General features: G+C 72.4%; 24 protein-coding genes. 7 read left to right on the forward strand and 17 right to left on the reverse strand.

The features are described 5' to 3' along the window. Positions 1-83: 83 nt before the first annotated feature. Together O7617_RS30530 and O7617_RS30535 are read right to left on the reverse strand one after the other, a co-directional pair. The gene (locus O7617_RS30530; RefSeq protein ID WP_282259872.1) at positions 84-1,121 is read right to left on the reverse strand and encodes a cobalamin-dependent protein; all 1,038 of its coding nucleotides are present in this window, start codon (positions 1,119-1,121) and stop codon (positions 84-86) included. Beyond that, positions 1,118-2,875 carry a PP2C family protein-serine/threonine phosphatase gene (locus O7617_RS30535; protein ID WP_282259874.1) on the reverse strand — a complete coding sequence of 586 codons (1,758 nt, stop codon included), beginning with the start codon at positions 2,873-2,875 and terminating at the stop codon, positions 1,118-1,120. The genes O7617_RS30530 and O7617_RS30535 overlap by 4 nt, the downstream gene beginning before the upstream one ends. A gap of 173 nt (positions 2,876-3,048) precedes the next feature. Here O7617_RS30535 and O7617_RS30540 point away from each other — a divergent pair, with 173 nt between their 5' ends. Continuing rightward, positions 3,049-3,378, forward strand: coding sequence for an STAS domain-containing protein (locus O7617_RS30540; RefSeq protein ID WP_282259876.1), 330 nt, complete (start codon positions 3,049-3,051; stop codon positions 3,376-3,378). Positions 3,379-3,448: 70 nt separating this feature from the next. Here O7617_RS30540 and O7617_RS30545 read toward each other — a convergent pair whose 3' ends face one another. After that, a complete protein-coding gene (locus O7617_RS30545; protein WP_282259877.1) occupies positions 3,449-3,763 on the reverse strand; it encodes a hypothetical protein in 315 nt (104 codons plus the stop codon). Between the two features lie 201 nt (positions 3,764-3,964). Here O7617_RS30545 and O7617_RS30550 point away from each other — a divergent pair, with 201 nt between their 5' ends. From O7617_RS30550 to O7617_RS30560, 3 genes are all read left to right on the forward strand, one after another. Continuing rightward, complete coding sequence (locus O7617_RS30550; RefSeq protein WP_282259878.1) at positions 3,965-4,942, forward strand: DUF2267 domain-containing protein; 978 nt, start codon at positions 3,965-3,967, stop codon at positions 4,940-4,942. A 115-nt stretch (positions 4,943-5,057) separates the two neighbouring features. Next, positions 5,058-5,837: a fused MFS/spermidine synthase gene (locus O7617_RS30555; RefSeq protein ID WP_282259879.1), complete on the forward strand. Its 780-nt coding sequence runs from the start codon at positions 5,058-5,060 to the stop codon at positions 5,835-5,837. Between the two features lie 96 nt (positions 5,838-5,933). Continuing rightward, complete coding sequence (locus tag O7617_RS30560; RefSeq protein ID WP_282259880.1) at positions 5,934-7,013, forward strand: AI-2E family transporter; 1,080 nt, start codon at positions 5,934-5,936, stop codon at positions 7,011-7,013. Positions 7,014-7,029: 16 nt separating this feature from the next. Here O7617_RS30560 and O7617_RS30565 read toward each other — a convergent pair whose 3' ends face one another. The 7 genes from O7617_RS30565 to O7617_RS30595 all read right to left on the reverse strand — a co-directional run bounded on the left by O7617_RS30565 (position 7,030) and on the right by O7617_RS30595 (position 12,705). Continuing rightward, on the reverse strand, positions 7,030-8,331 hold the full coding sequence (locus O7617_RS30565) for an NAD(P)/FAD-dependent oxidoreductase (RefSeq protein ID WP_282259881.1): 1,302 nt from the start codon (positions 8,329-8,331) through the stop codon (positions 7,030-7,032). Between the two features lie 339 nt (positions 8,332-8,670). After that, positions 8,671-9,186 (reverse strand): GNAT family protein, encoded by a 516-nt coding sequence (locus O7617_RS30570; RefSeq protein WP_282259882.1) that lies wholly within the window; start codon positions 9,184-9,186, stop codon positions 8,671-8,673. A 100-nt stretch (positions 9,187-9,286) separates the two neighbouring features. Next, on the reverse strand, positions 9,287-9,580 hold the full coding sequence (locus tag O7617_RS30575; protein WP_282259883.1) for a DUF6510 family protein: 294 nt from the start codon (positions 9,578-9,580) through the stop codon (positions 9,287-9,289). Between the two features lie 24 nt (positions 9,581-9,604). Then, a complete protein-coding gene (locus tag O7617_RS30580) occupies positions 9,605-10,369 on the reverse strand; it encodes a ferredoxin reductase (RefSeq protein WP_282264917.1) in 765 nt (254 codons plus the stop codon). A gap of 7 nt (positions 10,370-10,376) precedes the next feature. After that, the gene (locus tag O7617_RS30585) at positions 10,377-10,976 is read right to left on the reverse strand and encodes a sulfite oxidase-like oxidoreductase (RefSeq protein WP_282259884.1); all 600 of its coding nucleotides are present in this window, start codon (positions 10,974-10,976) and stop codon (positions 10,377-10,379) included. 75 nt (positions 10,977-11,051) lie between these two features. Continuing rightward, the gene (locus O7617_RS30590) at positions 11,052-12,077 is read right to left on the reverse strand and encodes a TerC/Alx family metal homeostasis membrane protein (RefSeq protein WP_282259885.1); all 1,026 of its coding nucleotides are present in this window, start codon (positions 12,075-12,077) and stop codon (positions 11,052-11,054) included. A 217-nt stretch (positions 12,078-12,294) separates the two neighbouring features. Next, a complete protein-coding gene (locus O7617_RS30595) occupies positions 12,295-12,705 on the reverse strand; it encodes a DUF2267 domain-containing protein (protein WP_282259886.1) in 411 nt (136 codons plus the stop codon). A gap of 157 nt (positions 12,706-12,862) precedes the next feature. Between O7617_RS30595 and O7617_RS30600 the strand changes: the two genes are divergently transcribed. Together O7617_RS30600 and O7617_RS30605 are read left to right on the forward strand one after the other, a co-directional pair. Further along, positions 12,863-13,135 carry a DUF2795 domain-containing protein gene (locus O7617_RS30600; protein ID WP_282259887.1) on the forward strand — a complete coding sequence of 91 codons (273 nt, stop codon included), beginning with the start codon at positions 12,863-12,865 and terminating at the stop codon, positions 13,133-13,135. A 42-nt stretch (positions 13,136-13,177) separates the two neighbouring features. Continuing rightward, a complete protein-coding gene (locus tag O7617_RS30605; protein ID WP_282259888.1) occupies positions 13,178-13,843 on the forward strand; it encodes a DUF1345 domain-containing protein in 666 nt (221 codons plus the stop codon). A gap of 317 nt (positions 13,844-14,160) precedes the next feature. On the opposite strand, the gene O7617_RS30610 is transcribed toward O7617_RS30605, so the two are convergent. The 5 genes from O7617_RS30610 to O7617_RS30630 all read right to left on the reverse strand — a co-directional run bounded on the left by O7617_RS30610 (position 14,161) and on the right by O7617_RS30630 (position 19,129). Beyond that, positions 14,161-14,829, reverse strand: a complete 669-nt coding sequence (locus tag O7617_RS30610; protein WP_282259889.1) for a hypothetical protein — start codon at positions 14,827-14,829, stop codon at positions 14,161-14,163. A 72-nt stretch (positions 14,830-14,901) separates the two neighbouring features. Further along, entirely contained in the window at positions 14,902-15,876 is a 975-nt protein-coding gene (locus O7617_RS30615) for a pirin family protein (RefSeq protein ID WP_282259891.1), read from the reverse strand. Between the two features lie 77 nt (positions 15,877-15,953). Continuing rightward, positions 15,954-16,883: a hypothetical protein gene (locus tag O7617_RS30620; protein WP_282259892.1), complete on the reverse strand. Its 930-nt coding sequence runs from the start codon at positions 16,881-16,883 to the stop codon at positions 15,954-15,956. A 521-nt stretch (positions 16,884-17,404) separates the two neighbouring features. Beyond that, positions 17,405-17,965 carry a hypothetical protein gene (locus tag O7617_RS30625; RefSeq protein ID WP_282259893.1) on the reverse strand — a complete coding sequence of 187 codons (561 nt, stop codon included), beginning with the start codon at positions 17,963-17,965 and terminating at the stop codon, positions 17,405-17,407. A gap of 852 nt (positions 17,966-18,817) precedes the next feature. Further along, entirely contained in the window at positions 18,818-19,129 is a 312-nt protein-coding gene (locus O7617_RS30630) for a MazG-like family protein (protein WP_282259894.1), read from the reverse strand. Positions 19,130-19,578: 449 nt separating this feature from the next. On the opposite strand from O7617_RS30630, the gene O7617_RS30635 reads away from it, so the two are divergent. After that, positions 19,579-20,949, forward strand: coding sequence for a hypothetical protein (locus O7617_RS30635; protein WP_282259896.1), 1,371 nt, complete (start codon positions 19,579-19,581; stop codon positions 20,947-20,949). Positions 20,950-21,006: 57 nt separating this feature from the next. On the opposite strand, the gene O7617_RS30640 is transcribed toward O7617_RS30635, so the two are convergent. After that, positions 21,007-21,720: a hypothetical protein gene (locus O7617_RS30640; protein ID WP_282259898.1), complete on the reverse strand. Its 714-nt coding sequence runs from the start codon at positions 21,718-21,720 to the stop codon at positions 21,007-21,009. Positions 21,721-22,323: 603 nt separating this feature from the next. Continuing rightward, entirely contained in the window at positions 22,324-22,794 is a 471-nt protein-coding gene (locus tag O7617_RS30645) for a VOC family protein (protein WP_282259900.1), read from the reverse strand. Between the last annotated feature and the right edge of the window lie 11 nt (positions 22,795-22,805).

Genomic DNA, 22,805 nt, shown 5'->3' on the forward strand with positions numbered 1-22,805 from the left:
TTGCAGTGCGGCAAGTATACGCAGAGCTGACCGGTCGGCCGGAGGGCGCGGTGATCGACCGCGGCGGTCCTGGAGCGGCCTCGTCAGCGGTCGGCGACGGGGAGCGCGGCGCGTCCCAGGGCCAGCACACGCCCCGCTCGGGGGAAGTCACGCAACGCGACGCGGTAGAAGTCGAAGGGCAGGGCGACGGCCTCGGCGGGCACCCCACGGCTCACCAGGATCTCCAGCAGCCACTCGACGAACTCGGTGAACAACGAGCTGTCGTCGACGTAGACCGCCGCGGCCAGGAAGTCCACGATATGACCCAGGTCGCTCACCGTCGAGTCGAGCTGAGTGGCGCTGTAGGCGCGTGCCGCCGGCACCCGCTCCAGCAGGTCGGCCAACGCGCCGTCGATCAGCTCACCCCGACGACGCACCAGGCTGGCGTACTCGTCGTCGGCCAGGTGCGTCAACCGGGGCGGCGGCACCGCGCGCAGCGCCCGCTCGTCGGCGATGAGGTCGGCCGCGGCGGGGGCGTCCGGCGCCCAGGCCACACCGAGCCGCCGCGCCCACCGGCCGTCCGCGCCGAACCCGCGCCCGCCCACCACCACCGGTACGTCCGAGCGGCGGCACGCCTCGATCATCCGGTGGGCGTACGGCAGCCGCATCGGTAGCGCGCACGCCAGGGCGACCGCGTGCGCGTCGTAACGGTGCAGGTACGACACGAGGTGCGCGGCGGGCACGCTGGCACCCAAAAACGTCACCTGCCAGCCGCGCAACCGCAGCACCTCGGCCACCAGCCGGGGCGGCAGCGCGTGCCACTCGCCGTCCATGCAGGCGACCACCACCCGTCCGCCCGTCGGGCGTGGGTCGACGTGCGCGACGACCGCCGCCACCACCTGTTCGCTGATGTGGGTGGCGGCGTGCTCCTGGGCGACGCTCCACTCGTTGCGCGCCCACCGCTCGCCCACCTCGGCCTGCGCGGGCGCGACCAGGTCCAGCAGCACCCGCTCGGCCGGTACGCCCGCGTCGAGCAGGCCGATCGCCAGGTCGATCGCGCCGTACTCGTCGGCGTCGGCGAGACAGTCCAAATAGCCGGCGAAGGCCCCGGCCGGGTCGGCGGCCGCCGTGGCGGTGGTCACGCGTCGGACTTCCCCGGCTGGGCGGCGTCGGCCGGCTCGGGCACCGAGTGCAGGTGCCGTGACCCGCGCCCGTCGTTCCCGGTGGCCCGCAGCGCCAGCACCGCGATGTCGTCGTGGTCGCCGTGCGCCAACCAGTCGCAGGTGACCTGCTCCACCCGCTCGGCCAGGGCCGGTGCGGGCATCCGTTGACAGCCGGTCACGGCGGCGACCAGCCGTTCCGTGCCGAACTGCTCGTCGCCACGACGGCCACCACGCGCCTCGGTCACCCCGTCGCTGTAGAGCAGGCAGGTCTCCCCCGGCGCGAGTCGTACGCTCACCTCGCCGACCCGGGGGTCGGGCACCACCCCGATCAGCATGCCGCTCAGCGGCACCGCCTCCACCTCGCCGGAGGACCGCAGCACCAGCGGTGGCAGGTGCCCGCCGCCGGCCATGGTGAGGGTCAGACCTCCGTCGCGTCGCGGGCGGGCCACGCCGAGCACGATCGTGGCGAAGCGGCCCTGACCGTGCGCCTGGGTGGTCTCCAGCAGCGCATCGTTGAGCAACCGCAGCAACCGCCCGGGGTGCGACTCCAACCGGTGCAACGCCTGTAGGCACTGACGCAACTGGCCGGTGAAGACGGCCGCCTCGACGCCCTTGCCCGACACGTCGCCGAGGAAGAACACCGAGCCCCCGTCGGCGAGCCGGTGCGAGCCGTAGAAGTCGCCGCCGATGCGTAGCCCCGCCTGCGCGGGCCGGTACGCGGTGCCCCACTGCACGCCCGCCGCCTCGGCCGGCTCGACCGGCAGCAGACTGGCCTGGAGCGTGTCCGCGACCTCCGCCTGGTCGCGGTAGAGCAGGGCGGTGGTCAGGGCCGCGCCGGCGCGGGCCGCGAACGCGCGGATCAGCTCCACGTCGGCCTCGTCGTACCCGCGGGTCGCTCGGCGGGCCACCAGCAGCACACCGACCGGCGCGTCCCGGCCGGGCAGCGGGACGACTCGGGCGGTGCTCTCGGTGCCGGTGAGCGCGGGCAGCCAACCGGCGTCGACAGCCTGCTCGACCAGCCAGTCGACGGCGTGCGGCTCGGCTCCGGTGAGCCCGTCGGCGATGGCGCTCGGCAGGTCGCCGCCGGCCAGCACCCCGCTGTCCACCGTCGGGGACTCGTCGTCGGTACGCGATGACCGCCACCAACGGGCCCGACCGCCACGCGGGGCGAGCACCAGCACGGCCACCTCGGCCACTGTCGGCACGGCGAGGCGGACCACCGCGGCGGCCGCCCGGTCGGGGTGCAGGGGGTTGCCCAGCTTGTCGCCGACCACGGCCAGGAACGTCGAGCGGGCCCGCTCCGCGAGCAGCGCGTCGGTGCCGCTGACGCGGTCGGTGACGTCCTCGACGTACCAGCAGCAGCGGCCTGCGGACAGGGGCACCCGGCGGGCGCTGAGCCGACGCCCGAGGTGGGTGAAGTCGCCGTCGTCCAACCCGGGCACACCGGCCGCGTCGAGCAACTCGCCGGGCGTCACCTCGGGTAGCAGGCGTTCGGCCACCGGGCTGACGTGGCGCACGACGCCGTCGGCGTCGCAGACGATCAGGCCCTCCCGGACGTGCTCGACGACCTCGGACCAGTCGGGGGCGGACACATCCCCGTCGAGGGCGAGCGGCGGCAGCGCGGCAGCGGACCGGGGCAGGACGTCGGCGGGCCACGCCGGGGGCCGTGTGGTACTCGGTGTGGGGAGCCGTCCGTCGCCCGGGTCTACGTCCCTGACGTCGGAAGCAGTCACCAGCTGAGCCTCACTCCTTGTCGTCCACCCGTGCCCGCGCCGGAACCGGCGCTCAGTGTCGGAACTCTCCAGTCACCCTACGCCGGTCGGCGGCTGGTGGCATCTCAGCGCATTCGGGTGGCGCAGCACCGCGCCCGCTTTGCGTTTCCACGCTCGGCCGGGAAAATGACGGGATGTCCGACCAGCTGTTGGCGATTGAGGCGACCCGCCTCGATGCGGGGCACGTCCGGCTCCGGCTGACCGGCGAACTCGACTACGACACCGCACCCGAGTTGACCGCCGCGGCGGCCGACCTGCACGGCGACGACGAGGTGTTGATCGACCTGACCGGCATCAGCATCTGCGACTCCTCCGGGCTCAGCGCGTTGCTGGTGGTGCAGCGCAGCGCCCGGGTGATCCGGCTGACCGGGGTCAGCCCGCAGTTGCAACGGATGCTCGACCGCACCGGCCTGGCCGAGTTGCTGACCGTCGACCACGACGACGACCTGCGCGCCACCGGCTGATCGACGGCCACCCCGGCGGGCCGGGGTGGCCCCCGACCCTGGGACCTGGGGTCGGGGGCCGGAGGAATGTCTAAGGCGCCGTCATCGGCTGGAGCCGGGGGCGGTCCTCGCGCAGTTCGCCGGTCGGCGGCGGTTCGACGTCCTCGGGCTCCCCCGAATCGGGCGTCTGGTACAGGTAGCGGACGAACTGCCCACCCGCCTCGTTGTCGTCCGCGCCGGGCCACTGGCCGATGCAGTCCATACCGACCACCTCCCGACCGGTCCCGTCGGCCTCCTCCAACAGCGCCCACAGGCTCACCGGGTAACACCTGGTGGCCTCGGGCGTGACCTGCCAGCGGGCGTACCAGCCGGGTCGGGCGGGGACGATCTCGACGATCTGCTTCATGACGACCTTCCTTCCGCGTACCTCGGAAGAACTCCGGTCCTGGATCGATCGTGCGGGCCCTGCGGGTGAGCACAGCTCACCCCCGCCGGATGAAGCGTCGGCGACTGTCGGGCCGACCCGGCCGGCCGTCGCCGTTTCCTTCTCGGCGACGGCGGGAAGGCGACCGGCGCAGCCACGATCCCCAGCGGAAGGGGTTCCACGATGCGCAAGCAGATGGAAGGCGACAACCAGAGGCGTCGGGCGCTGGCCCGGCAGGCCCGCGAACAGAGTCGCCAGCCCAGCGAGATCGGCGCCAGCCTGAGCGCCTCCAAGCAGCTCACGAGCCTCGAGTCGGGCAAGCGAGCCGGCCCGCCGTCGGCCGGGCCGCACAAACCGGACAGCACGCGTGGCGGTCCGGCTCCGCCGCAGCTCGGCAGCGCCGACAATCCGCGGCCGCAGCCGTCCCCGCCGAGCGGTGCGACCGGCGTGAGCACCATGGGCTACCACGACCTGGTCGACGAGGTACGACGTCGCGCCGGCGTCGACTTCAAGACCGCCAAGGTGGGCACCGAGGCGACGGTGCTGGTCCTCGCCTTCGCCCTGGAGACCGCCGAGCGGCAGCGGCTGCTCGCGGCGGTGCCGTCGTCGCTGCACGACGTGCTGCCCGTCGACGGCATCGAGCGGCACCAGGAGCTGCCCGGCTTCCTGGCCGAGGTGGGCCGGATCAGCGGCAACACCCCGGAGCAGGCCCGGTACCAGGCCGAGGCGACGATGGCCGCGCTCGCCGAGCAGGACGGCGACCTGGTCGAGTCGCTGCACGTACCCGACGGGTTGCGCGACCTGCTCAACCCGCCGGAGGCCGGCGGCGGCCTGGTCGGCGCGTCCACCACCACACCCACCCTGGACGCCGACGAGATCGACGCGGCGCTGGACGACCTGCCGTACTGGGCCGGAGACAGCCAGGGCCTGCATCGGGTGGTCGCACTGCCGGCGGACAACCTGGACCGGGTGCTCGCCCGCCTCGACCGGCTGCGCCAGGACACCGGCCGCGGCCCGAGCATCGGACGTCCCGGCGACACCGCCGCCGTCGTGACCGTACGCACCAGCCAGGCCGACGGGGTGACCGCGCTCGACGTGGACCTCGCCCACCAGGTCGACGACGCGATCGACGAGGTGGGGGCCGGGATGGCCGGCGGCTGACCGGCCACGGTGACCCGGGCGGGTCGGCGGGCGGGGGCACACCCCGGTCCGCCGGCCCGTCGGCGGTGCCGGACCACCGCCGGGCCGGACCACCGGCTCGGCTAGCGTGCCGGTCATGAACCGCGCCGCCGACCGGCTGGAGCTGGTCGCCGATCCGGTCCGCCGCACCGGGCGGACGCTGCTGTCCGCCGGTGTCGAGCAGTCGTACGTGGACGTCGAGGATCCGCTGCACCTGCACTTCGAGTACGTCCGGCGGATCGCCTCGGCGGTGCGGGTGGCCGCACCGGCCGACACCCCGTTGCACGTCCTGCACCTGGGCGGCGGCGCGTTGACGCTGCCCCGCTGGCTGGCGGCCACCCGGCCCGGCTCCCCGCAGCGGGTCGTCGAGCGGGACCCGGCGGTGGTCGAGCTGGTCGCCCGGGAGTTGCCGCCACTGCCGCCCGAGGTACGGGTGGAGGTCGCCGACGCCCGGGACGCACTCACCGCCACCCCGGCCGGTCGGTACGACCTGGTGATCGCCGACATCTACCGGGCCGCCCAGATGCCCCGGCACGTCCGCACCGTCGAGTTCGCCGCCGAGGTGGCCCGTGTCCTGCGCCCGGACGGGACGTACCTGGTCAACGTCACGGACCTGCCGCCGCTGGTCGGCACCCGGGCGCAGGTGGCGACGCTGCGGGCGGTCTTCGCCGACGTGTGCGTCGTCGGCGACCGGCGGATGCTGCGCGGCCGGCGGTACGGCAACCTGGTGCTGGCCGCGACGTCACGCCCCGGCGGCCTGCCGGTCGGCCGGCTGGCGGTGGCCGCCCTCCGCGACCCGGTGCCCGGCGGGCTGTTGCACGCCGCGGCGCTCGACACGTTCGTGGCCGGTGCCCGCCCGGTCACCGACGAGCGCTAGCTTGATCTTTAACCCCTGAGGGGTTAAAGATCAAGCCAGGGCTGTTGCGCCCGCGACGCCGGGTTTCCGACGCCCCGCGCGGGGAAGGCGCGTCGGATGAGCAACGCCGACGATCGGGCGATTGCCCGCCGGACCCTGATCGTGATCGGTCTGGTGCTGGCGACCACGTTCGCGCTGGCCTTCGTGTACGCGACCCGCCGGGTGCTCACCTGGGCCGTGGTCGCCGCGTTCTTCGCCGTCGCGCTGGGCCCCCTGGTCGACCGGCTGCAACACCGGCTCGTCCGACGCCGGTCGCTGGCCACCCTGCTGGTGTTCCTCGCCGCGTTCGTGCTGCTGGCGACCGTGGCCGCCCTCATCCTGGTGCCGTTGTTCGACGAGCTGGGACGGTTCGCCGACCGGGCACCGGGGTTGTTGCACGAGGCCCGCGTCGGCCAGGGCCCGCTGGGGCAACTGCTGGAGCGCACCGGAGCGCGCCGCTACGTCAGCGAGCACTCCGACCAACTGCGCGACCTCGGAACCCGGCTGCGCCAACCCGCGGTGGGGGTGCTGCGCGGCGTCGTCGAGACGGTCGCCGGGCTGGTCACCGTCATCGTGCTGGCGTACCTCATGGTGTTGGAGGCCCCGCGGATCACCCGGGGCGTCCTCGCGGTGGCCGGGGACGCTCGGGGCGAGCGACTGCGCCGCGTCGGCCGGGAGGTGTCGCGGACCGTCACCGGTTACCTCACCGGCAACCTGCTGATCAGCGCGATCTGCGGGCTGCTGACCTACCTGGTGCTCGCCCTCACCGGGGTGCCGTTCGCGGCCGTGATCGCCCTGCTGGTCGCGGTGGCCGACCTGATACCGCTGGTCGGCGCGACGCTCGGCGCGGTGATCGCGGCCGGGGCCGGGTTCCTGCACTCCCCCACCGCGGGGATCGTGGTGCTGGTCTTCTTCGTCGTCTACCAGCAGGTGGAGAACCACCTGCTGCAACCGCTCATCCTGTCCCGGGCGGTCCGGCTCAACCCGCTGACCGTGCTGGCCAGTGTGCTGCTCGCGGCGGAGCTGGCCGGCCTGCTCGGCGCGCTGCTGGCCATCCCCGCCGCCGGCATCGTCCAGACCCTGCTACGGGAGTACGGGCCGCGCCGGCTCCGCCCCGCATCCGCACGCCGGCCGGCCGGTCCCGCCCCGCAGGGCTGACCGGGGCGGCGGCCGCTCAGCGGGCCCGGGTCGCGACCTCCGGTGAGGTGCTCTCCAACGGCACCGCGTTGGCCGGCACCAACCCCAGTTGCACGGCCGACCGGGTCAGCGTGGCGTCCAGGGCCCAGTCGGCGCTCACCCGCGTCCGGTTTCCGGGCATCGCCATCAGGTGGTACGCCCGCGTGACCACCTTCGCCGGCAGCCCGCCCAGGTTGACGTGCAGCGGGTTCGCCGCCGCGTCCTTGCCCCCCAGGTCGACCACCCAGCCCAGATCGTGGTGCTTGTACGGCTTGCGCCGGCCGAAGCCGTACGACGCGGCGATGTTGTGCGCCGCGCGCTTGCCCTGCCGCTGCGCGTGCTGCGCCGTCATCCCGCAGACCTTCCCCGGGTTGAGCACGTCGGGTACGGCGGCGGCGTCGCCGATGGCGTACACCTCCGGGTAGCCGGGGACGTTGAGGAACTCGTCGGTCACCAGCCGACCCCGGTCGGTGCGCAACCCCAGCTCGTTGACGAACGGGTCCGGTCGCACCCCCACACACCACACCAGGGTGCAGGTCGGCACGTACTCGCCGTCGGTGAGCTTCACCCCGTCGCAGGTGGCCTCGGCGACCGACGTGCCCATCCGGACGTCCACACCCCGCCGTTCGAGCACCCGGTGCGACGTGTCCGACATCCGCTTGTCCAGCTCCGGCAACACCCGGGGCGCGACGTCGAGCAGCATCCACCGTGGGCGGACGGTGAGCCGGGGCCGCTGGGCGTGCAACGCGTCGGTGAACAACTGCCCGTGCGCGGCGACCTCGGTGCCGGTGTAACCCGCCCCGACCACCACGAACGTGGACCGTGCCTGCTGCTCGGCCGGATCCTCGGCCTGCTCGGCCAACTCGATCTGGCGGACGATGTGGTCGTGCAGGTAGACGGCCTCGGGCAGACCACGGAAGCCGTGCGCGTACTCGGTCACCCCCGGGATGGGCAGCAACTTGTTGACACTGCCCACGGCGAGCACCAACCGGTCGTACGCCAGCCGGTTCTTCTCCCCCTCCGCCTGGGTGAAGCCGACCCAGCGATTCTGCAGGTCGACGTGGTCCGCCTCGCCGATCACCACCCGGACGTTCTTGAGCGTCCCGGTCAGCGGCACCGCGATCCGCTTGGGCTCGACCACCCCGGCGGCCACCTCGGGCAGCAACGGGAGGTAGAGGAAGTAGTCGGTGGAGTTCAGCACCACGATCTCGGCCCGGTCCCGGGCGATCCGGCTCAACGTCTTCGCCGCGTGGTAACCGGCGAACCCGGCCCCCACGATCACCACACGAGGTTTCGTCATTGCGGGCCGTTTCCCGTCGCAGCCCCGGACAAACGTCCCCGACGCCCCGACCGACCGTGTCAGCCCTCCAAGATCCCCGCCCAGGCCGCCCAAGATCCGCACACGCCGCCCGAGATCCGCCCGGGCCGCCCAAGATCCGCGCGGGCCGCCCAAGATCCGCGCAACATCCGGGATGTTGCTGTGTCATCGGCGCATTAGGCAGCACTTTCCCCGATGTTGTGCGGATCTTGGGCAGCGCGGGCGGGCCCGGCCGCGGGCAGCGCGGGCGAGCCGCCGTCAGGCGGGCGCGGGCAGGCCCAGCCGCGGGCGGGGGCGGGCAGGCGCGGGCGTGCGGGCGGGTCAGGCGGTGATCGCCCAGCGTTCGTGGTCGCGCCAGGCGCCGTCGATGAACAGGTAGTCCGGCGAGAAGCCCTCCAACCGGAACCCGAGTTTGCGGGCGACCCGGCGGGACGGCTCGTTGCCCGGCTGGATGTTCGCCTCCAGCCGGTGCAGCCCGACCGTGGTGAACGCGTGGTCGATCGCCAGGGCGATGCCCGCCGACGCGTGACCGGTCCCGCTGTACGGCAGGAACGCCGCGTACCCGAGGTAGCCGCCGCGCAGTGCGCCCAGCACGATCCCGCTGATGTTCACGTAACCGGCGATCGCACCACTGGCCCGGTCACAGATCAGGTAGCCGGCGCCGTCGCGGCGGCGGATCCGGCGAAGGTAGAGGTCGTACTCCTCGGGGGTGCCCGGCGCGGCCAACCACGGGTGGTGCAGGTCCCGGCTGCGCCGCACGGCGGCGACGAACTCGTCGGCGTCGGCGGGCCGGGGCCGGCGGATCGCGGCGGGACCGCCGGTACGCAGGTATCTCACGGCCGATCACTCTGGCCGACCGGCGCAGCCGTTGTCCAACCGGTCCCCGAAGTCCGGTGGTGCGGGAACCTCGACGGACGGGAACACGACGGCCGGTGCGTCAGACCGGGCCGGAGAACGGCTGCTGCATCGGCATGGGGACCTGGAGGAAGGTCGTGCCGCGCATGTCCAGCCAGGCCCGGTCGGGCCCACGGACCAGGCGCATCATCACCGCCTCGCAGGACGGGCAGCGCGCCACCAGGCCCGGGGCGTGCGAGTAGACGTGCAGGCTGGCCATCGAGCCGGTCATCCCGCAGTTCTCACAGCGGCCCGTGGCGCTGCTCAGGTCCACGGTCAACAGCTCGTGCATGGGGCCGTCGAGCATGTTGCCGTCCACGTACGACATCTCGGTCATCGGTCCTCCTCGACAGGGCGTGCGTCAGCCGGTGGGGCCGAAGCGTTCGGTCTTGACCCGCCGCGACGGGTGCCCGAGCCCCACCAGCAGGTCGGCGACGGTCTCCACGAACGCGGTCGGGCCGCACACGTAGGTCAGCGGTTGCAGGTCCGGTGGCCACCCGTGCGTGTTGACGTCGGCCAGCCCGATGCGGTGCGGCTCGCCGCGCCAACCCTCGGGCGCCTCGCGGGTGTAGACGTACGCGACGTCCAGGCCGAAGTCGTCGCGGACCCGGCGGCGCAGCTCGTCGGCGTAGATCACGTCGCTGGGGGTGCGCACCGAGTAGATCAGCCGGAAGGCCGCCTTGTTGCCGGCGGCGCGGCGGGCCCGGATCATCGCCATCAGCGGCACGATCCCCGAGCCGCCGGCGACGAGCTGCACCGGCGCGGTCTCCTCCGGCCGCCAGATGAACCACCCACCGAGCGGTCCGCGGACCTCCACCGGGTCGCCGTCACCGAAGACGTCGATGAGGTACGGGGACACTTCGCCGTCGTGCACGCGCTGGACGGTCACCTCGATGCGCGGGCCGCCGGGGCCGTCCACGACCGGCCCGGCGATGGAGTACGACCGGGCCGCCTGGTAGCCGTCCGAAGCGGTCAGGCGCAGGTCGACGTGCTGCCCGGGCAGGTGACCCGGCCAGTCCGGCACCTCCAGGACCAGGGTCTGCGCGGTGTGTGTCTCCACCCGGCGCTCCACCAGCCGACCGACCTGCCAGCGGTTGGCGGTGCGGGGCGGGCTGCTCGTCGCCACGGCGCGCTCAGTCACCCTGGTACCGCTGTTCGCGCCACGGGTCGCCGTAGTCGTGGTAGCCGGCGGTCTCCCAGAACCCCGGCTCGTCCATCGTCTTGAGCCGGATGCCGCGCACCCACTTGGCGGACTTCCAGAAGTACAGGTGCGGCACCAGCAGCCGGGCCGGGCCACCGTGCTCGGCGGCGAGCGGGGCGCCCTCGAAGGTGTGCGCCACCCAGGCCCGCCCGCCGCGGAGGTCGTCCAGCGGCAGGTTGGTGGTGTAGCCGCCGTAGGAGTGCGCCAACGCGTAGTGCGCTCCCGTGTCGACGTCGGCGAGCAGGGTGTCCAGTGAGACGCCCTGCCAGGTGGTGCCGAGCTTCGACCAGCGGGTGACGCAGTGGATGTCCACGTGCGGCGTCTCCTGCGGCAGAGCCATCAGCTCCTGCCACGACCAGCGGTGTTCGCTGCCGTTCTCGGCGGAGATGACGAACTCCCAGGTGTCCAGGGACACCCGGGGCGTCGGGCCCGCCGAGAGCACCGGAAAGTCCTCGGTGAGGTACTGACCGGGTGGCAGGGCCGGCTCCTGCGTTCGGGGCCGACCCTGAAAACCCGGTGACACGATTCCCATTGCACAGTCGTACCACCCGCGCCGGTGGGGGCGGGAGCTTTCCCGCGTACCCCCTCGTCGCCCGGCGCGGCGCGGTCAGTGCCGTTCGGCGACGACCTTGCGGTCCTCGGGCAGGTCGCCGCCCCGGGTGGCGCGCAGGCTGGTCACGGTGACCACCACCAGCACCCCGATGATCACGCCGAGCGAGGCCAGGGTGGGGATCTCCGGTACGCCGTCCCAGATGCCGTGCGCCCAGTGCAGACCCAGCTTGAGGCCGATGAACGCCAGGATGACGGCCAGGCCGTAGCTGAGGTGCACCAGCCGGCTCAGCGCCGCGTGCAGGACGAAGTAGAGCGCCCGCAGACCGAGCAGGGCGAACGCGTTGGTGGCGAAGACCAGGTACGGGTCCTCGGTGATGCCGTAGACCGCGGGCACCGAGTCGACGGCGAAGACGACGTCGGTGGCCAGCACCGCGACCACCACCAGGGCGAACGGGGTGAGAGCCCGCTTCGCGCCCTGCCGGACGGTCATCCTGGTGCCGTGGTAGTCGTCGACCACCGGCATGATCTTGCGCAGCAGCTTCACCGAGCGCATCTTGTTGATGTCGACTTCCTGCTCGTGCCCGGACAGGGCGTCCCGCAGCAGCTTCACCGCCGTGGCGATGAGGATGATCGCGAACAGCAGGAAGGCGAAGTCGAGGGTCTGCAACGCGGCCGCACCGAGGGCGATGAAGACGGCCCGCAGCACCAGTGCGCCGGCGATGCCGTAGAGCAGCACCCGTTGGGCGAGCACCGCCGGCACCGCGAACGCGGCCAGCAGCAGCATGAAGACGAAGAGGTTGTCGACGGAGAGCGACTTCTCCACCAGGTAACCGGTGAGGTACTCCACGCCCTGCTGGGACCCGTAGCGGGACCAGATCCAGGCGCCGAACGCCAGCGGCAGGGCGATGTAGAACGCCGACCAGCCGATGGCCTCCCGCATGGACACCTCGTGCGGGCGACGGGTGACCAGGAAGTCCAGCACCAGCAGCAGGATCACGCCGATGATCGTGACCGCCCACAGCGTGGGCGTGCCGACCGACGACAGGTCACTGGCGGCGGACAGGTACGACACTTCGCTCATTGGGGTCTCCTCGAACACCGTCATGTTCGAGGTCTCCTTCACCCATCACCGTGATGGGCAACCACCCGAGGCGCGCCGGGCACGCCGTACTGACCGGAATGGTTCGTGGGAAGTACTCCCCTCGCACGACAAGGTTAGGCCAGGCCGAAACGCGGCGCCAAGCGGGACATCGATGGTTGCCCTGGTAAACCGCTGTGCAGGCCCGGTGAGGCCGCTGTCAGGCGCGGCGCAGCGTCGCGCCCGGTGCCATCGCCTGCTCGACCAGGCCCCGGTAGTCCCGCGGGAGCTGGGTCACCACGTCGTCGAACTCACCACCGGTGATCGCCTCCCGCAGGGTGGTGAAGACCGCCCGGGTGGCGTCGTCGGCGGCGGGCTCCTCCACACCGGCACGCAACGCGACCCGCGCGACGAACTCGGAGGCACCGAACCGGTCGGCCTGCTCGGTGCTCGGGCTCGGCTTGAGCACCAACTGCAACGGCTGCGGCAACTGAACGGCCAGGTCCAGGACCTCACCACCGGTCAGCCGCTCGGCGAACGTCTCCAACACCGCCCGGGTCAGCTCGACCGCCCGCTCGGACGACGTCGCGGTGCGCTGGGAAACCTGGTCGATGAAGGTGTCGTAGTTCATCGCGTACTCCCTCTGGGCTCGCGTCGGCGCCTGCGGGTACCCGCCGCGGCCCCTCGGAAACGGCGCGGCGATTCCTCCGCCGGACGGGCGTGACCGGCCGGCGGGCGGGTAACCGCCGCCGGTCGTCACCACATCGATGCCCGAGGGAGCCCCTGCCATGGCGAGCTACGCCGAGGTCCTGCAGTACCTGTCGAGCCTGGACTACCCGGCCGAGAAGGACGACGTGGTCCGCGAGGCCGAACGCGAGGGTGCCCCGCCGGACGTGTTGAAGGCGCTGCGCGCGCTGCCACCGGTGGACTACGCCAACGGCACCGAGGTCGCCCGCTCGGCCGGCATCGAGGCGGCACCCGAGGTGGGCGCCTCTCAGCGGGCCGAGCAGGCCCGGGACAATAAGCACAACCGGGTCTCGCAGCACCTGCGCGGCATCTGACCCGGCGGTGACGCCCATCGCCCGGAGACGGGATCGTCACCGATGACCCACACCAGCCCGTCCCGGCCCGTCGAGGTACGTTTCCCCGCCGCGCGACAGCTCGCCGTGGTGGCGGTGGTCGGCGTCGTCGCCGGCGGCCTCTTCGCACTGCTGCTGCCGCTGCCCCTCGCCGCGCTGGCCGGCTGGGACGTGGGCGCGCTGAGCTGGCTCGTGCTGGTGTGGCTCAAACTCTGGCCGATGGACGCCGAGCGGACCGCCCAGCTGGCCGTGCACGAGGACCCGAACCGGGCGGTACGGGACGCGCTCCTGCTCGTCGCCTGCCTGGCCAGCCTGCTGGCCGTGGGGCTGGTCGTGGCCAACGCGCAGGACGCGCCTCCCGGGCTGAGTCGTGAAGTGCACAGCGGGCTGGGAGTGCTGAGCGTGGTGCTCTCCTGGTTCGTGGTGCACACCGTGTTCGCCGCCCGGTACGCCCGGATCTACTACACCGGCCCGGACGGCGGGGTGAACTTCAACCAGCCCGAGCCGCCCAGCTACTCCGACTTCGCGTACGTCGCCTTCACCATCGGAGCGACGTTCCAGGTGTCCGACACCAACCTGACCAGCAACGAGATGCGTCGTACGGTGCTGCGGCACTCGATGGTGTCGTACCTGTTCGGGGCGTTCATCATCGCCGTGACGGTGAACCTGTTGGCTGGCCTGGCGCGCTGAGCCGTTCTCGCTTCACGGCGGGCCCGTTCGCTGCTTCACGGCGGGTTCGGCCTGCGGTTTCGGGCTGCGCGGCGGCCCCGGGGACGACACGGGGCGACTGTCGGACGAATCGCCGGGACAGGCGGGCGCCCCTGGTCACGAACCGCGACCTAGGGCGCCACGCAAACCTGCCCAGGCGGTGAACCGCACCCGAACCGGGTGCCGCCACCAGGCGGTGGATGCCCGCTCGAACCGAGCGGTCAGCACTACCGGGTCCAACCATACGACAGAACATCCTCCGTTCGGTCAGTATTCGGCGAAGTGTGGGCCACGGCACGTCATGATCGGCCGGTCACCTCCGCGTACCGGTGCTCAAGGTCGACCCGGGCCAGCGCCCCCACCAGCCAGGCCAGCTGCTCCGACTCACCGCTGGCCAAGCCGGCCAGGTCGTCCGCCGACCTGCCCAGCCCGAGCCGACGGGCGGCCGCCAACGCGCGCCGGTCGGCCACCGGGGCCACCTCCCGCCACAACGCCTGCGCCTCGCGGAGGAACAGGTCGACGACCTGGTCGTCCACCCCGGGAAGCTCGGCGAGAAGCTTCCGCTCCCGGGCCGGATCGTGGTGCGCCACCGTCCGCAACCGACGCAGATCGCCCCGGTACCGCTCGACCACGGTGCGACCCAGGTCGCCCAGCACGGCGGCGAGGGCGTCCACGTCGCCTCGCCGGCCGCCGGCGCGCAGCACCCGCACCCGGTCCTCGTGCAACGAACGGGCCAACCCCGCGGCGCTGTCCCACCCCGCGTCGCGCAACGCCCGCGCGCCGTCCACCGCCCGACGGAAGTCACCCCGACGGGCCAGCAGCACCGCGAGGTAGAGGACCTGGAACAGGCTCGCCGGGTTGTTGGTCACCCGGAAGCCGTACTGCTCGGCGAAGCCCCGCCCGGTGCCCGCCAGCCGGCGCGCCAGGCGCTTCCGGTCCGCCATCGCGGTGATCAGAGTGGTCGGCATGCCGGCGACTACCCGCGCGACCGACTGCCACACGCGAGCCGCACGCCGGTCGGCGGTGCGGTCGCGGGCCGGTCAGCCGTGCAGGCCGCCGCTGCGGTCGCGGGCCTTGAGGCGGGTGGTGGGCAGGGAGGGCGCCGGCAGCGGCGGCGCCGGGTCGTCGGCGACCACGCCGAAGCGTGCGTCCCCCGCCATCCAGTCCTCCCGGGCGGCGAGGATCTCCTCGTGCGAGCGGCCGACGAAGTTCCACCACATCACCAGTGGCTCCTCGAACGGCGTACCCCCCAGCAACAGCAACCGGGCCCCCGACCCTCCCCGCACGGTCAGCTCGCGGCGACCCGTGCCCAGGTAGAGCAACGCCCCCGGCTCGAACCCCACCCCGGCGGCCTCCGCCGAACCGGACATCGCCAGCACCGCGTACTCGAAATCGGGCCGCAACGACAGCGTCGTCGGCGCCTCACCGCCCAGCTCCAGCTGCACACCCACCAGCGGGGTGTGCACCACCGCCGGTGACCGCCGTCCACCGAACTCGCCGACCAGCAGGGTGAGGTCCAGCTCGCCGTCGCGCCAGCGCGGCAGGTCGGCGTGGTGCGCGAAGTCGGCCGCCCCGGCGCGCGCCGGATCCGGCAACGCCACCCAGAGCTGCACGCCGTGCATCACCGGCGGGTGGACGGCCGGCGACCGCTCGGAGTGGGCGATGCCGTTCCCGGAGGTCATCACGTTCAACTGGCCGGGCCGGATCGGCTGCACGTTGCCGAGGCTGTCCCGGTGCAGGATCTCCCCCTCCAGCAGCCAGGTCACCGTCTGCAGACCGGTGTGCGGGTGCGGTGGCACCTCCATCCCGGGTCGCTGCGCCACGTCGTCAGGACCGAAGTGGTCGACGAAACACCACGCGCCGACCATGCGGCGGGGGCGCTGCGGCAACAGTCGCCGCACTGTGGTGTACCGCCCCAACGGCACGTCGTGGCCGGGCAACAGCACACTGCCGGGATCAACGTCGGCCACACCGGGTGGTCGGGTCTGCGCCAGCATCGATTCGGTACGCTCCACCGCCCGACTGTACGCTCACGCCCACCCACGACCGCAGCGCTTCCCGCAGGGGTCGGCTGGTCAGCCGACTGTCGGGGTCATCGGGCACGGGCGGACACCGTCACACTGTCGGCACCCGCGACCAGGTCCAGATACAGCCGTTGGGCGGCGCGGTCCCACCCCGGCGTACCCAGCACCGTACCCGCGCCCACCCCGTCCCAATGGTCGTGGTCCAGCGCGACCGAGCCGGCGCCCGCTCCCACGCGTACCCGCACCGGCGTCTCCCCGGCGAGCCGGATGTCGAGCTGACTGGTCCCACCGGTGAGGCGCACGGTGAGAATGCCGGTGCCCTCCGGGCTGCCGGGCCCGATGCCGGTGCCGGGCCCGTTGCCGGTGCCGGGCGCGTCGCCGGTGCCGGGCCCGTTGCCGGTGTTGGCCTCGGTGATCGGTGGCAGCCGGATCTCGGTGCGGGACGACCCGCCGGCCAGTTCCACACCCAGCAACCGGGCCCGGGTCAGGTCCAGCACCTGACGACTCACTCCGCCGACGATGTGCAGACGCCAGGTGACCCGCTCGTTGAGCAGGACGCGCACTGCCCCCGGCCCACGCTCCCCGGAGTCCGCGAGGTCGAGTCGGACGGTCTCCCCCGACACGACCGGCCGCCCCACCACACCAGAACCGACGGGGCTGGTGATCCGGTACAGGTCGTCTCCGAGATCAGCCACCCGCAGGTCGAACGAGGACAACCCGTCCGCGAGGACGAACGTGCCCGTCCGCCGACCGGCGACGGGTGCCGTGAGCGTCCGACCATCGGCGGCTCCCGCGCCGGGACGACCATCGGCCACGTCCGGATCGGCAACGCCTCCCGCCCGCCCGACGTCGCCGGGGCGGGTGCCGTCAGGGCGGGTGCCGTCGGGGCGGGTGCCGTCCGGTGCGCCGGTGTAGGTCATACCGCGCCGCCCGGGATCCGCGACGATCACGGCCACCGCCGCCGCCCCCAGCAACAGCACGACCGCCGCGGCAGCCACCAGCAGGCGAGACCCGGTGGACCAGCGCAGCGGTACGGCGTCACCGGCAGGTTCCGGCGGTGCAGGTTCCAGTGGTGCAGGTTCCGGCGGTGCAGGTTCCAGTGGTGCAGATGCCGGCGGTGCAGATGCCGGCGGTGCAGATGCCGGCGGTGCAGATGCCGGCGGTGCAGGTGCCGGCGGTGCCTCCGGTTCTTGATTGGTGCCGTGCCCCACCGCGGTCATTCGCCTGTCCCTCCGCCGGTCCCCGACGGGAGGTACGTACCCGCCGCCCGATCGGATCACTCAACATGGCGGGCGCCCGCGACCACCTCCGCGCCGACAGCGCCACTCCACGACGTCGCCAATCGCGAGATTTTGGACAGTTTCCGTTCCGCGCGTTCCGCGCGAACGGAAACTGTCCAAGATCTCGTTGTGGACGCGCCGCCATCACCGTCGCGCGCCACGGTGGCGGTGGTGGATATGCCGCTGGCCAGCACCCCGGGTGGGGTGCCGGCCAGCGGTCGGATGGTTTCGGGTGTGGGTCAGCTGTTCCAGTACTGGCCGACCAGGTCGGTGGCCTGCTGCTCCCACTGGGCGTACGCGTCCGGGTAGGCCGAGACCTGCACGGTCTGCGCGGCGTCGGTCAGCGGCATGTCCTGCCACCCGTCAACCTGCTTCAGACCCTTCAAGAACGCCGTCGTGGAGTAGGCGGGGTCGGTGATCTGCTCCGGCGTACCCCAACCCGAACTCGGGCGCTGCTGGAACAGGCCCAGCGAGTCGTGGTCGTTCATGTCGCCGAGGTGGCCCAGGTTCTCCAACTTCGACTCCTGCAGGCTCGTCGCGATCGAGATCACCGCGGCCCGCTCCGGCAGACCCGCCTTCTTCGTGGCGGCGATGATCGCCTTCACGTTCGCGGTCTGCTCACCGTTCAGGTCGATGCGCGACTGCTCACCCTGCGGCTTCGGCGCCGCCGACTGCACGGCAGTCGCAACCGGCTTGGCGTCGACGGGGTTGGCGTGGGCGGCGATCGGACCGGCGAACACACCACCGGCGAACGCCAGACCAGCAACGGACAGCACACTCTTACGCATGATCGTGGTCATGGGGGAAGCTCCTTCGGGGGTCAGAACACCCACCCGGGTACGGCGGGTGCGAGCACCTCGTCCGGCGCTGCAGTAATGCGGGGGAAGTCTGCGATTCGGTGACCTACAAGCGGGGCTTGTCGCACCGGGGTCGGCGGACTACGAGCGGAGGGCTCGCGGCGCCGGGACCGGGTGTAACGACCCGGCGGGGCGGGGCCATTCCCGGGGGCGGCCCATCCGTTGGCACCCGGTGAAGCGGGGTGCTGGTCAGGCCGGGGTCCGTGTATAACGACCCGGCGGGCGGGGTCATTCCCGGGGGCGACCGAGTCCGTGAGCACCCGGTTGAGCGAGGTGCCGGTCGGGCCGGGGTCCAGCTACAACGACCCGGGGTCGGGGGTCATTCCCGGGGGCGGACCATCGAGCCGACCGGCCGTGGTCCTGCGATCGTCAGGATGTGTAACGACCCCGACCCGGCCAGGATTCCGGCCGGCACGTGCCCCGGACCACACACCGATATCACCCAAACAGAACAAAACCCACAAGCCAACCCGACCTCGGGTGTCAAACCACCCAGGGCTGCGGGCAGAACACCCCAGCCCATGCATGATCCACACGACTTCGCCGATGTCGCGGTATCCATGAGGGGTTGATACCGCGACTTCACCGAAACGGAGTCGATCATCGCCGTTTGGGAGGTCCGGGGGGCATTGCGCCATCGGGTCGGGGCTTTGGCGGCCAGCCGTGCCGGGCGGCCAAGCCGCCACGCAGGCGCCGGCCAAGCGGCGGTCCGCCAGACGAACGGACAAACTGGCAAGCCGACCGAACCGGCCGAACGAGCCGAGCCGGGACGGGGGCCACGGGTAGCGCGCTCGTTCAGGTGGCGAGGCGGGAGCGCACCTTCGCGGCACAGGCGTTCAGGACCGTCTGGGCGTCCAGCCCCAGGCTCTCGATGGCCACCAACGCCGTGAAGGCGACGTCGGCCAGTTCGGCGGCGACGTCATCGCGGGTGTGGGTGACGCCCTTGCGCGGATTCTGCCCGAGCAGGCCGATCCAGGCGGCCGAAGCCTCCCCCGCCTCCTCGGTCACCTTGAGGATGCGGCAGGTCAGTTCGGTCTGCCCGGTGCCGTTCGCGGTGTCCAACCAGCTCCGCGACACGCGGGCCGCCTCCCAGATCGACTCGTCCACGGCGACAAGTCAACCCGACCGCCCCACCTCGCCGTGAGGCCGGGTACGGCATGCGACCGGCACCCCACCGACGAGCTGCCGTCCGCCCCGGTGGGCGTCGCACAAAAACCCGACCGCTCAGCCCACCCCGACCACCGACCACGAAGGCCGACGAGCACACAGCCCACCCCGACCACCGACCGCGAAGGCCAACCAGCACACGACCCACCCCGACCACCGAACACGGAGGCCGACGAACACCCAGCCCACCGAGCGCGAGGGCCGCTGCGCGCGGAGGCAACCGGGGGCCCGGGATGGCCTGATCGGCCGGACAGTCGCGCTTGACCGGCCGATCAGCGCAGCCATTGACACTGGTCGAAGGCCGTCCTAGGTTCAGGTCGCTACCGGCCGGTAGGCAACCGTCCCGCCTGGTCGCCCCTCGGGCGACGTCCGTCCGATGGGGAGCATCGATGCTGTCCGCACCCGTTCGTACCCTCCGCCGGCTGCTCGCCACCACCGCGACGCTGACTCTCACGATCGGGCTGGTCGGCACCGCGCCGGCCGCCGCCACCGGTCGCGATCCGAGGGGCGGGGAGCCGCTGCCCGGGTACACGATCGAGAATCCGCCGTTGACGCCGCTGGTCGTGGGCGGCAAACCGACGACGGTACGCCAGGGCGTGCACCGCCACGCCGGGTACATCATCGAGGTCCCCGCCCGGTGGAACGGTGACCTGGTGCTGTGGGCGCACGGCTACCGCGGCCAGGGCACCGTGTTGTCGCCGGAACCGCCGGCCTTCGGGCTGCGCCAGCGACTCCTCGATCAGGGGTACGCCTGGGCGTCGTCCTCGTACGACCGCAACGGCTTCGACATCCGTTCGGGGGTGCTGGGCACCAGGGAACTCGCCGACCACTTCGCGCGGACGGTCAGCCGGCCGCAGCACACCTACGTCGCCGGGGTGTCGATGGGCGGGTACGTCATCGGGCGCTCGCTGGAGCAGTACCCCGGCTTCTACGACGGGGCCCTGCCGATGTGCGGGGTGCTCGGTGACCAGACGTTGCTCGACTTCTACCTGGACTACAACCTGGTCGCGCAGGCCCTCGCCGGAGTGCCGGCGTACCCGACGCCGGCCGATTACCTGACGAACGCCGTACCCCGGATCCAGGTGACGCTCGGTCTGGCCGGGTTGACGCCCACCGGGCCGGACACCACCACGGACCGGGGAAAGCAGTTGCGGGCGATCACGGTGAACCGTTCGGGCGGGCCTCGTCCCGGCGCGGACGCGGCGTTCGCGGTCTGGAAGGACTTCCTCTTCTCGATCAGCGTGCCCACCGGGAGCGGCGACTCCCCCGCCCAGCGGCCGGGTCAACTCTCCACCAATCTGCTCACCCGGTACTCCCCGAACAGCCCGGTCGACGTGAACGCCACGGTGCAACGGGTCGCGCCGGAGAACGTGGTGCAGCGGCTCCTGCCGACGTTGACCGAGGTGCCGCGGATCGCGGGTCGGCCCACCGCGCCGGTGCTCAGCCTGCACGGCCTCGGGGACCTGTTCGTGCCGTTCAGCATGGAGCAGGCGTACGCCGACGACGTGGCGCGGCACGGCCGCAGCAAGCTGCTGGTCCAGCGGGCCATCCGGGCCACGCAGCACTGCGAGTTCACCCCGGCCGAGGCCGGCGCCGCCTGGGACGACCTGGTGTCCTGGGTACGCACCGGCAAGCGCCCGGCCGGCGACACCGTGACCGACCCGGCGGTGGTGGCCCGACCCGACTACGGCTGCCGGTTCAGCGACCGGGAGGCGTACGCCGCCGGGGTCGGCACCCGCCGCCTCTACCCGGCCTGCTGACACACGACGACGCCGGCCGGCCCCGCTCGGGGGCCGGCCGGCGCGTGTGTGCGGGTGTCACCAGAGCTGCTGGACGATGTCCGCCGCCTGCTCCTCCCACTGCGCGTACGCGTACGGGAACGCGGAGACCTGGACGGTCTGCGCGGCGGTGGTCAGCGGCAGGTCCTGCCAACCGCCGACGTTCTTCAGCGCGCTGAAGAACGCGGTGGCCGAGTACTCCGGGTCGGTGATCTGCTCGGGCGTGCCCCAACCGGACGACGGGCGCTGCTGGAACAGGCCCTGCGAGTCGTGGTCGTTGTACGCGCCCAGGTGGCCGAGGTTGTAGAGCTTCGACTCCTGCAGCGACGTGGCCACACCGATCACCGCGCCCCGGTCACCGACACCGGTCTTCTTGGCGGCGTCGACGATGTGCCGGGCGTTGGCGAGCTGCGCGTCGTCGAGCGGGATGCGCGACTGGGCGCCCTCGATGCCGTGCGGGATCAGCTGCGCGCGGGTGGGCTTGCCGGCCGGCGGCTTGCCGGTGGCGGAGCCGGTGGTCAGGCCCGACTCGACGGGCTGGTCGTCCTGCTGGGCCGCGGTGGCGGCCTTGCCGGTGGCGAGGTCGATGGCGGCGACGGCGCCCTGGTGGGGCCCGGTGGTGACCGGAGCGGCGACTGCGGTCGGGGCGAGGGCCAGACCGCCGAGGGCGGCCACGCCCGCGACGCTCAGCGCGGTCTTGCGGTACGAGTCCTTAGCGATGGCGGGGAGCCATCGAGTGAAGTCGACCTTCACGATGGTTGCCCTTTCGATCGTGCGGAGCGCTCCGGGGTGAACACTCCTCGGGAGATGACCGCGGAAAGGGGTTTGAGCTCCGGCGGTACGGGGGACACAACCAGGTTCACGTGTCGGTCATTCCGGATATGCGCGGTCCACCGGTCGATGCGGTCCCGGTCACGGCACCGAATCGGACAGGGCCACTGCCTCGTTGCGGGCGGCCGGGTGCGGGCCCAGTGCGTCACAAGGTGTGACGGCGGTGACGAAGGGTGATTTCAGCGGCCGGAGGATGGGTCCGACACCCAGCCTTTGCTCTGCTTACCAATACGCGCCAGGCACGATCCGTGACGCCGGTGACGGAACCGCCGTCATGGGCAGAAAGCGCCCGACCGCAGCTCACGGCACGTGGTGCAGATAGGGATGCAGAGCAAAGGGGGGCCTGCCCCCTGTTGGGGGCCGGGTGGAGGGCCGGACGGCGGGCCACTTGTCGCTACCGTGAGTGGACGTCCAGGTCGGGCACGGTGTGTGAGGTTACGGTGCGGCTCGTCGTGCCGAACGAGGACGTACCAGAGCTGTGCGCGAGGTGCGGGGTGAGAGCGGGTGGCCCGGAAGCTGCCCGATTCAGACGTCGCTGTCAGGTCCGGGCTCGGCGCCCCGCGTCCCGGCGCCCTCGCCGGGGGCGAGCAACTCCTGGAAGACGGTGATGTGCAGGCCGGCGGGCGCGTCGAGGCGGGAGTTGAGCGAGTCCCACGGTGTACGCGTCGGCGGCGCGACCTCGCTCGCCCCGGCGGCGACCAACCGGGCGGTGGTCGCCTCGGTGTCGTCCACCTCGAAGGCCACCCGCATCCGGGGCGCCACCTGCCGCCCCACCTCGACCTCGTCGATCATGCGTTTCTGGGCCGGGTTGGCGATCTCCAAGGTGGCGCGGCCGGCCTCCAGGATCATCACCCGGGCGTCTCCGTCGCTGACGAACTCCGCTTCCTCGGGCAGGCCGAGCGCGTCCCGGAAGAACGCGACGGCGGCCTCGTAGTCGTCGGCCTCCACCACGAGGCGTAGCTGGCGGACGACAGGTGCACTGTGCTCGGCGGCCATGCGCGCGATCC

Origin of the sequence: Micromonospora sp. WMMD1155 (assembly GCF_029581275.1) — a bacterium.
Taxonomy (GTDB): domain Bacteria; phylum Actinomycetota; class Actinomycetes; order Mycobacteriales; family Micromonosporaceae; genus Micromonospora.

Coding starts and splice junctions, on each gene's coding strand:
- O7617_RS30540 (WP_282259876.1), top strand. CDS start 3,049: ATGTCCGACCAGCTGTTGGCGATTGAGGCGACCCGCCTCGATGCGGGG.
- O7617_RS30545 (WP_282259877.1), bottom strand. CDS start 3,763: ATGAAGCAGATCGTCGAGATCGTCCCCGCCCGACCCGGCTGGTACGCC.
- O7617_RS30550 (WP_282259878.1), top strand. CDS start 3,965: ATGCGCAAGCAGATGGAAGGCGACAACCAGAGGCGTCGGGCGCTGGCC.
- O7617_RS30555 (WP_282259879.1), top strand. CDS start 5,058: ATGAACCGCGCCGCCGACCGGCTGGAGCTGGTCGCCGATCCGGTCCGC.
- O7617_RS30560 (WP_282259880.1), top strand. CDS start 5,934: ATGAGCAACGCCGACGATCGGGCGATTGCCCGCCGGACCCTGATCGTG.
- O7617_RS30565 (WP_282259881.1), bottom strand. CDS start 8,331: ATGACGAAACCTCGTGTGGTGATCGTGGGGGCCGGGTTCGCCGGTTAC.
- O7617_RS30575 (WP_282259883.1), bottom strand. CDS start 9,580: ATGACCGAGATGTCGTACGTGGACGGCAACATGCTCGACGGCCCCATG.
- O7617_RS30585 (WP_282259884.1), bottom strand. CDS start 10,976: ATGGGAATCGTGTCACCGGGTTTTCAGGGTCGGCCCCGAACGCAGGAG.
- O7617_RS30590 (WP_282259885.1), bottom strand. CDS start 12,077: ATGAGCGAAGTGTCGTACCTGTCCGCCGCCAGTGACCTGTCGTCGGTC.
- O7617_RS30595 (WP_282259886.1), bottom strand. CDS start 12,705: ATGAACTACGACACCTTCATCGACCAGGTTTCCCAGCGCACCGCGACG.
- O7617_RS30600 (WP_282259887.1), top strand. CDS start 12,863: ATGGCGAGCTACGCCGAGGTCCTGCAGTACCTGTCGAGCCTGGACTAC.
- O7617_RS30605 (WP_282259888.1), top strand. CDS start 13,178: ATGACCCACACCAGCCCGTCCCGGCCCGTCGAGGTACGTTTCCCCGCC.
- O7617_RS30610 (WP_282259889.1), bottom strand. CDS start 14,829: ATGCCGACCACTCTGATCACCGCGATGGCGGACCGGAAGCGCCTGGCG.
- O7617_RS30625 (WP_282259893.1), bottom strand. CDS start 17,965: ATGACCACGATCATGCGTAAGAGTGTGCTGTCCGTTGCTGGTCTGGCG.
- O7617_RS30635 (WP_282259896.1), top strand. CDS start 19,579: ATGCTGTCCGCACCCGTTCGTACCCTCCGCCGGCTGCTCGCCACCACC.
- O7617_RS30645 (WP_282259900.1), bottom strand. CDS start 22,794: ATGGCCGCCGAGCACAGTGCACCTGTCGTCCGCCAGCTACGCCTCGTG.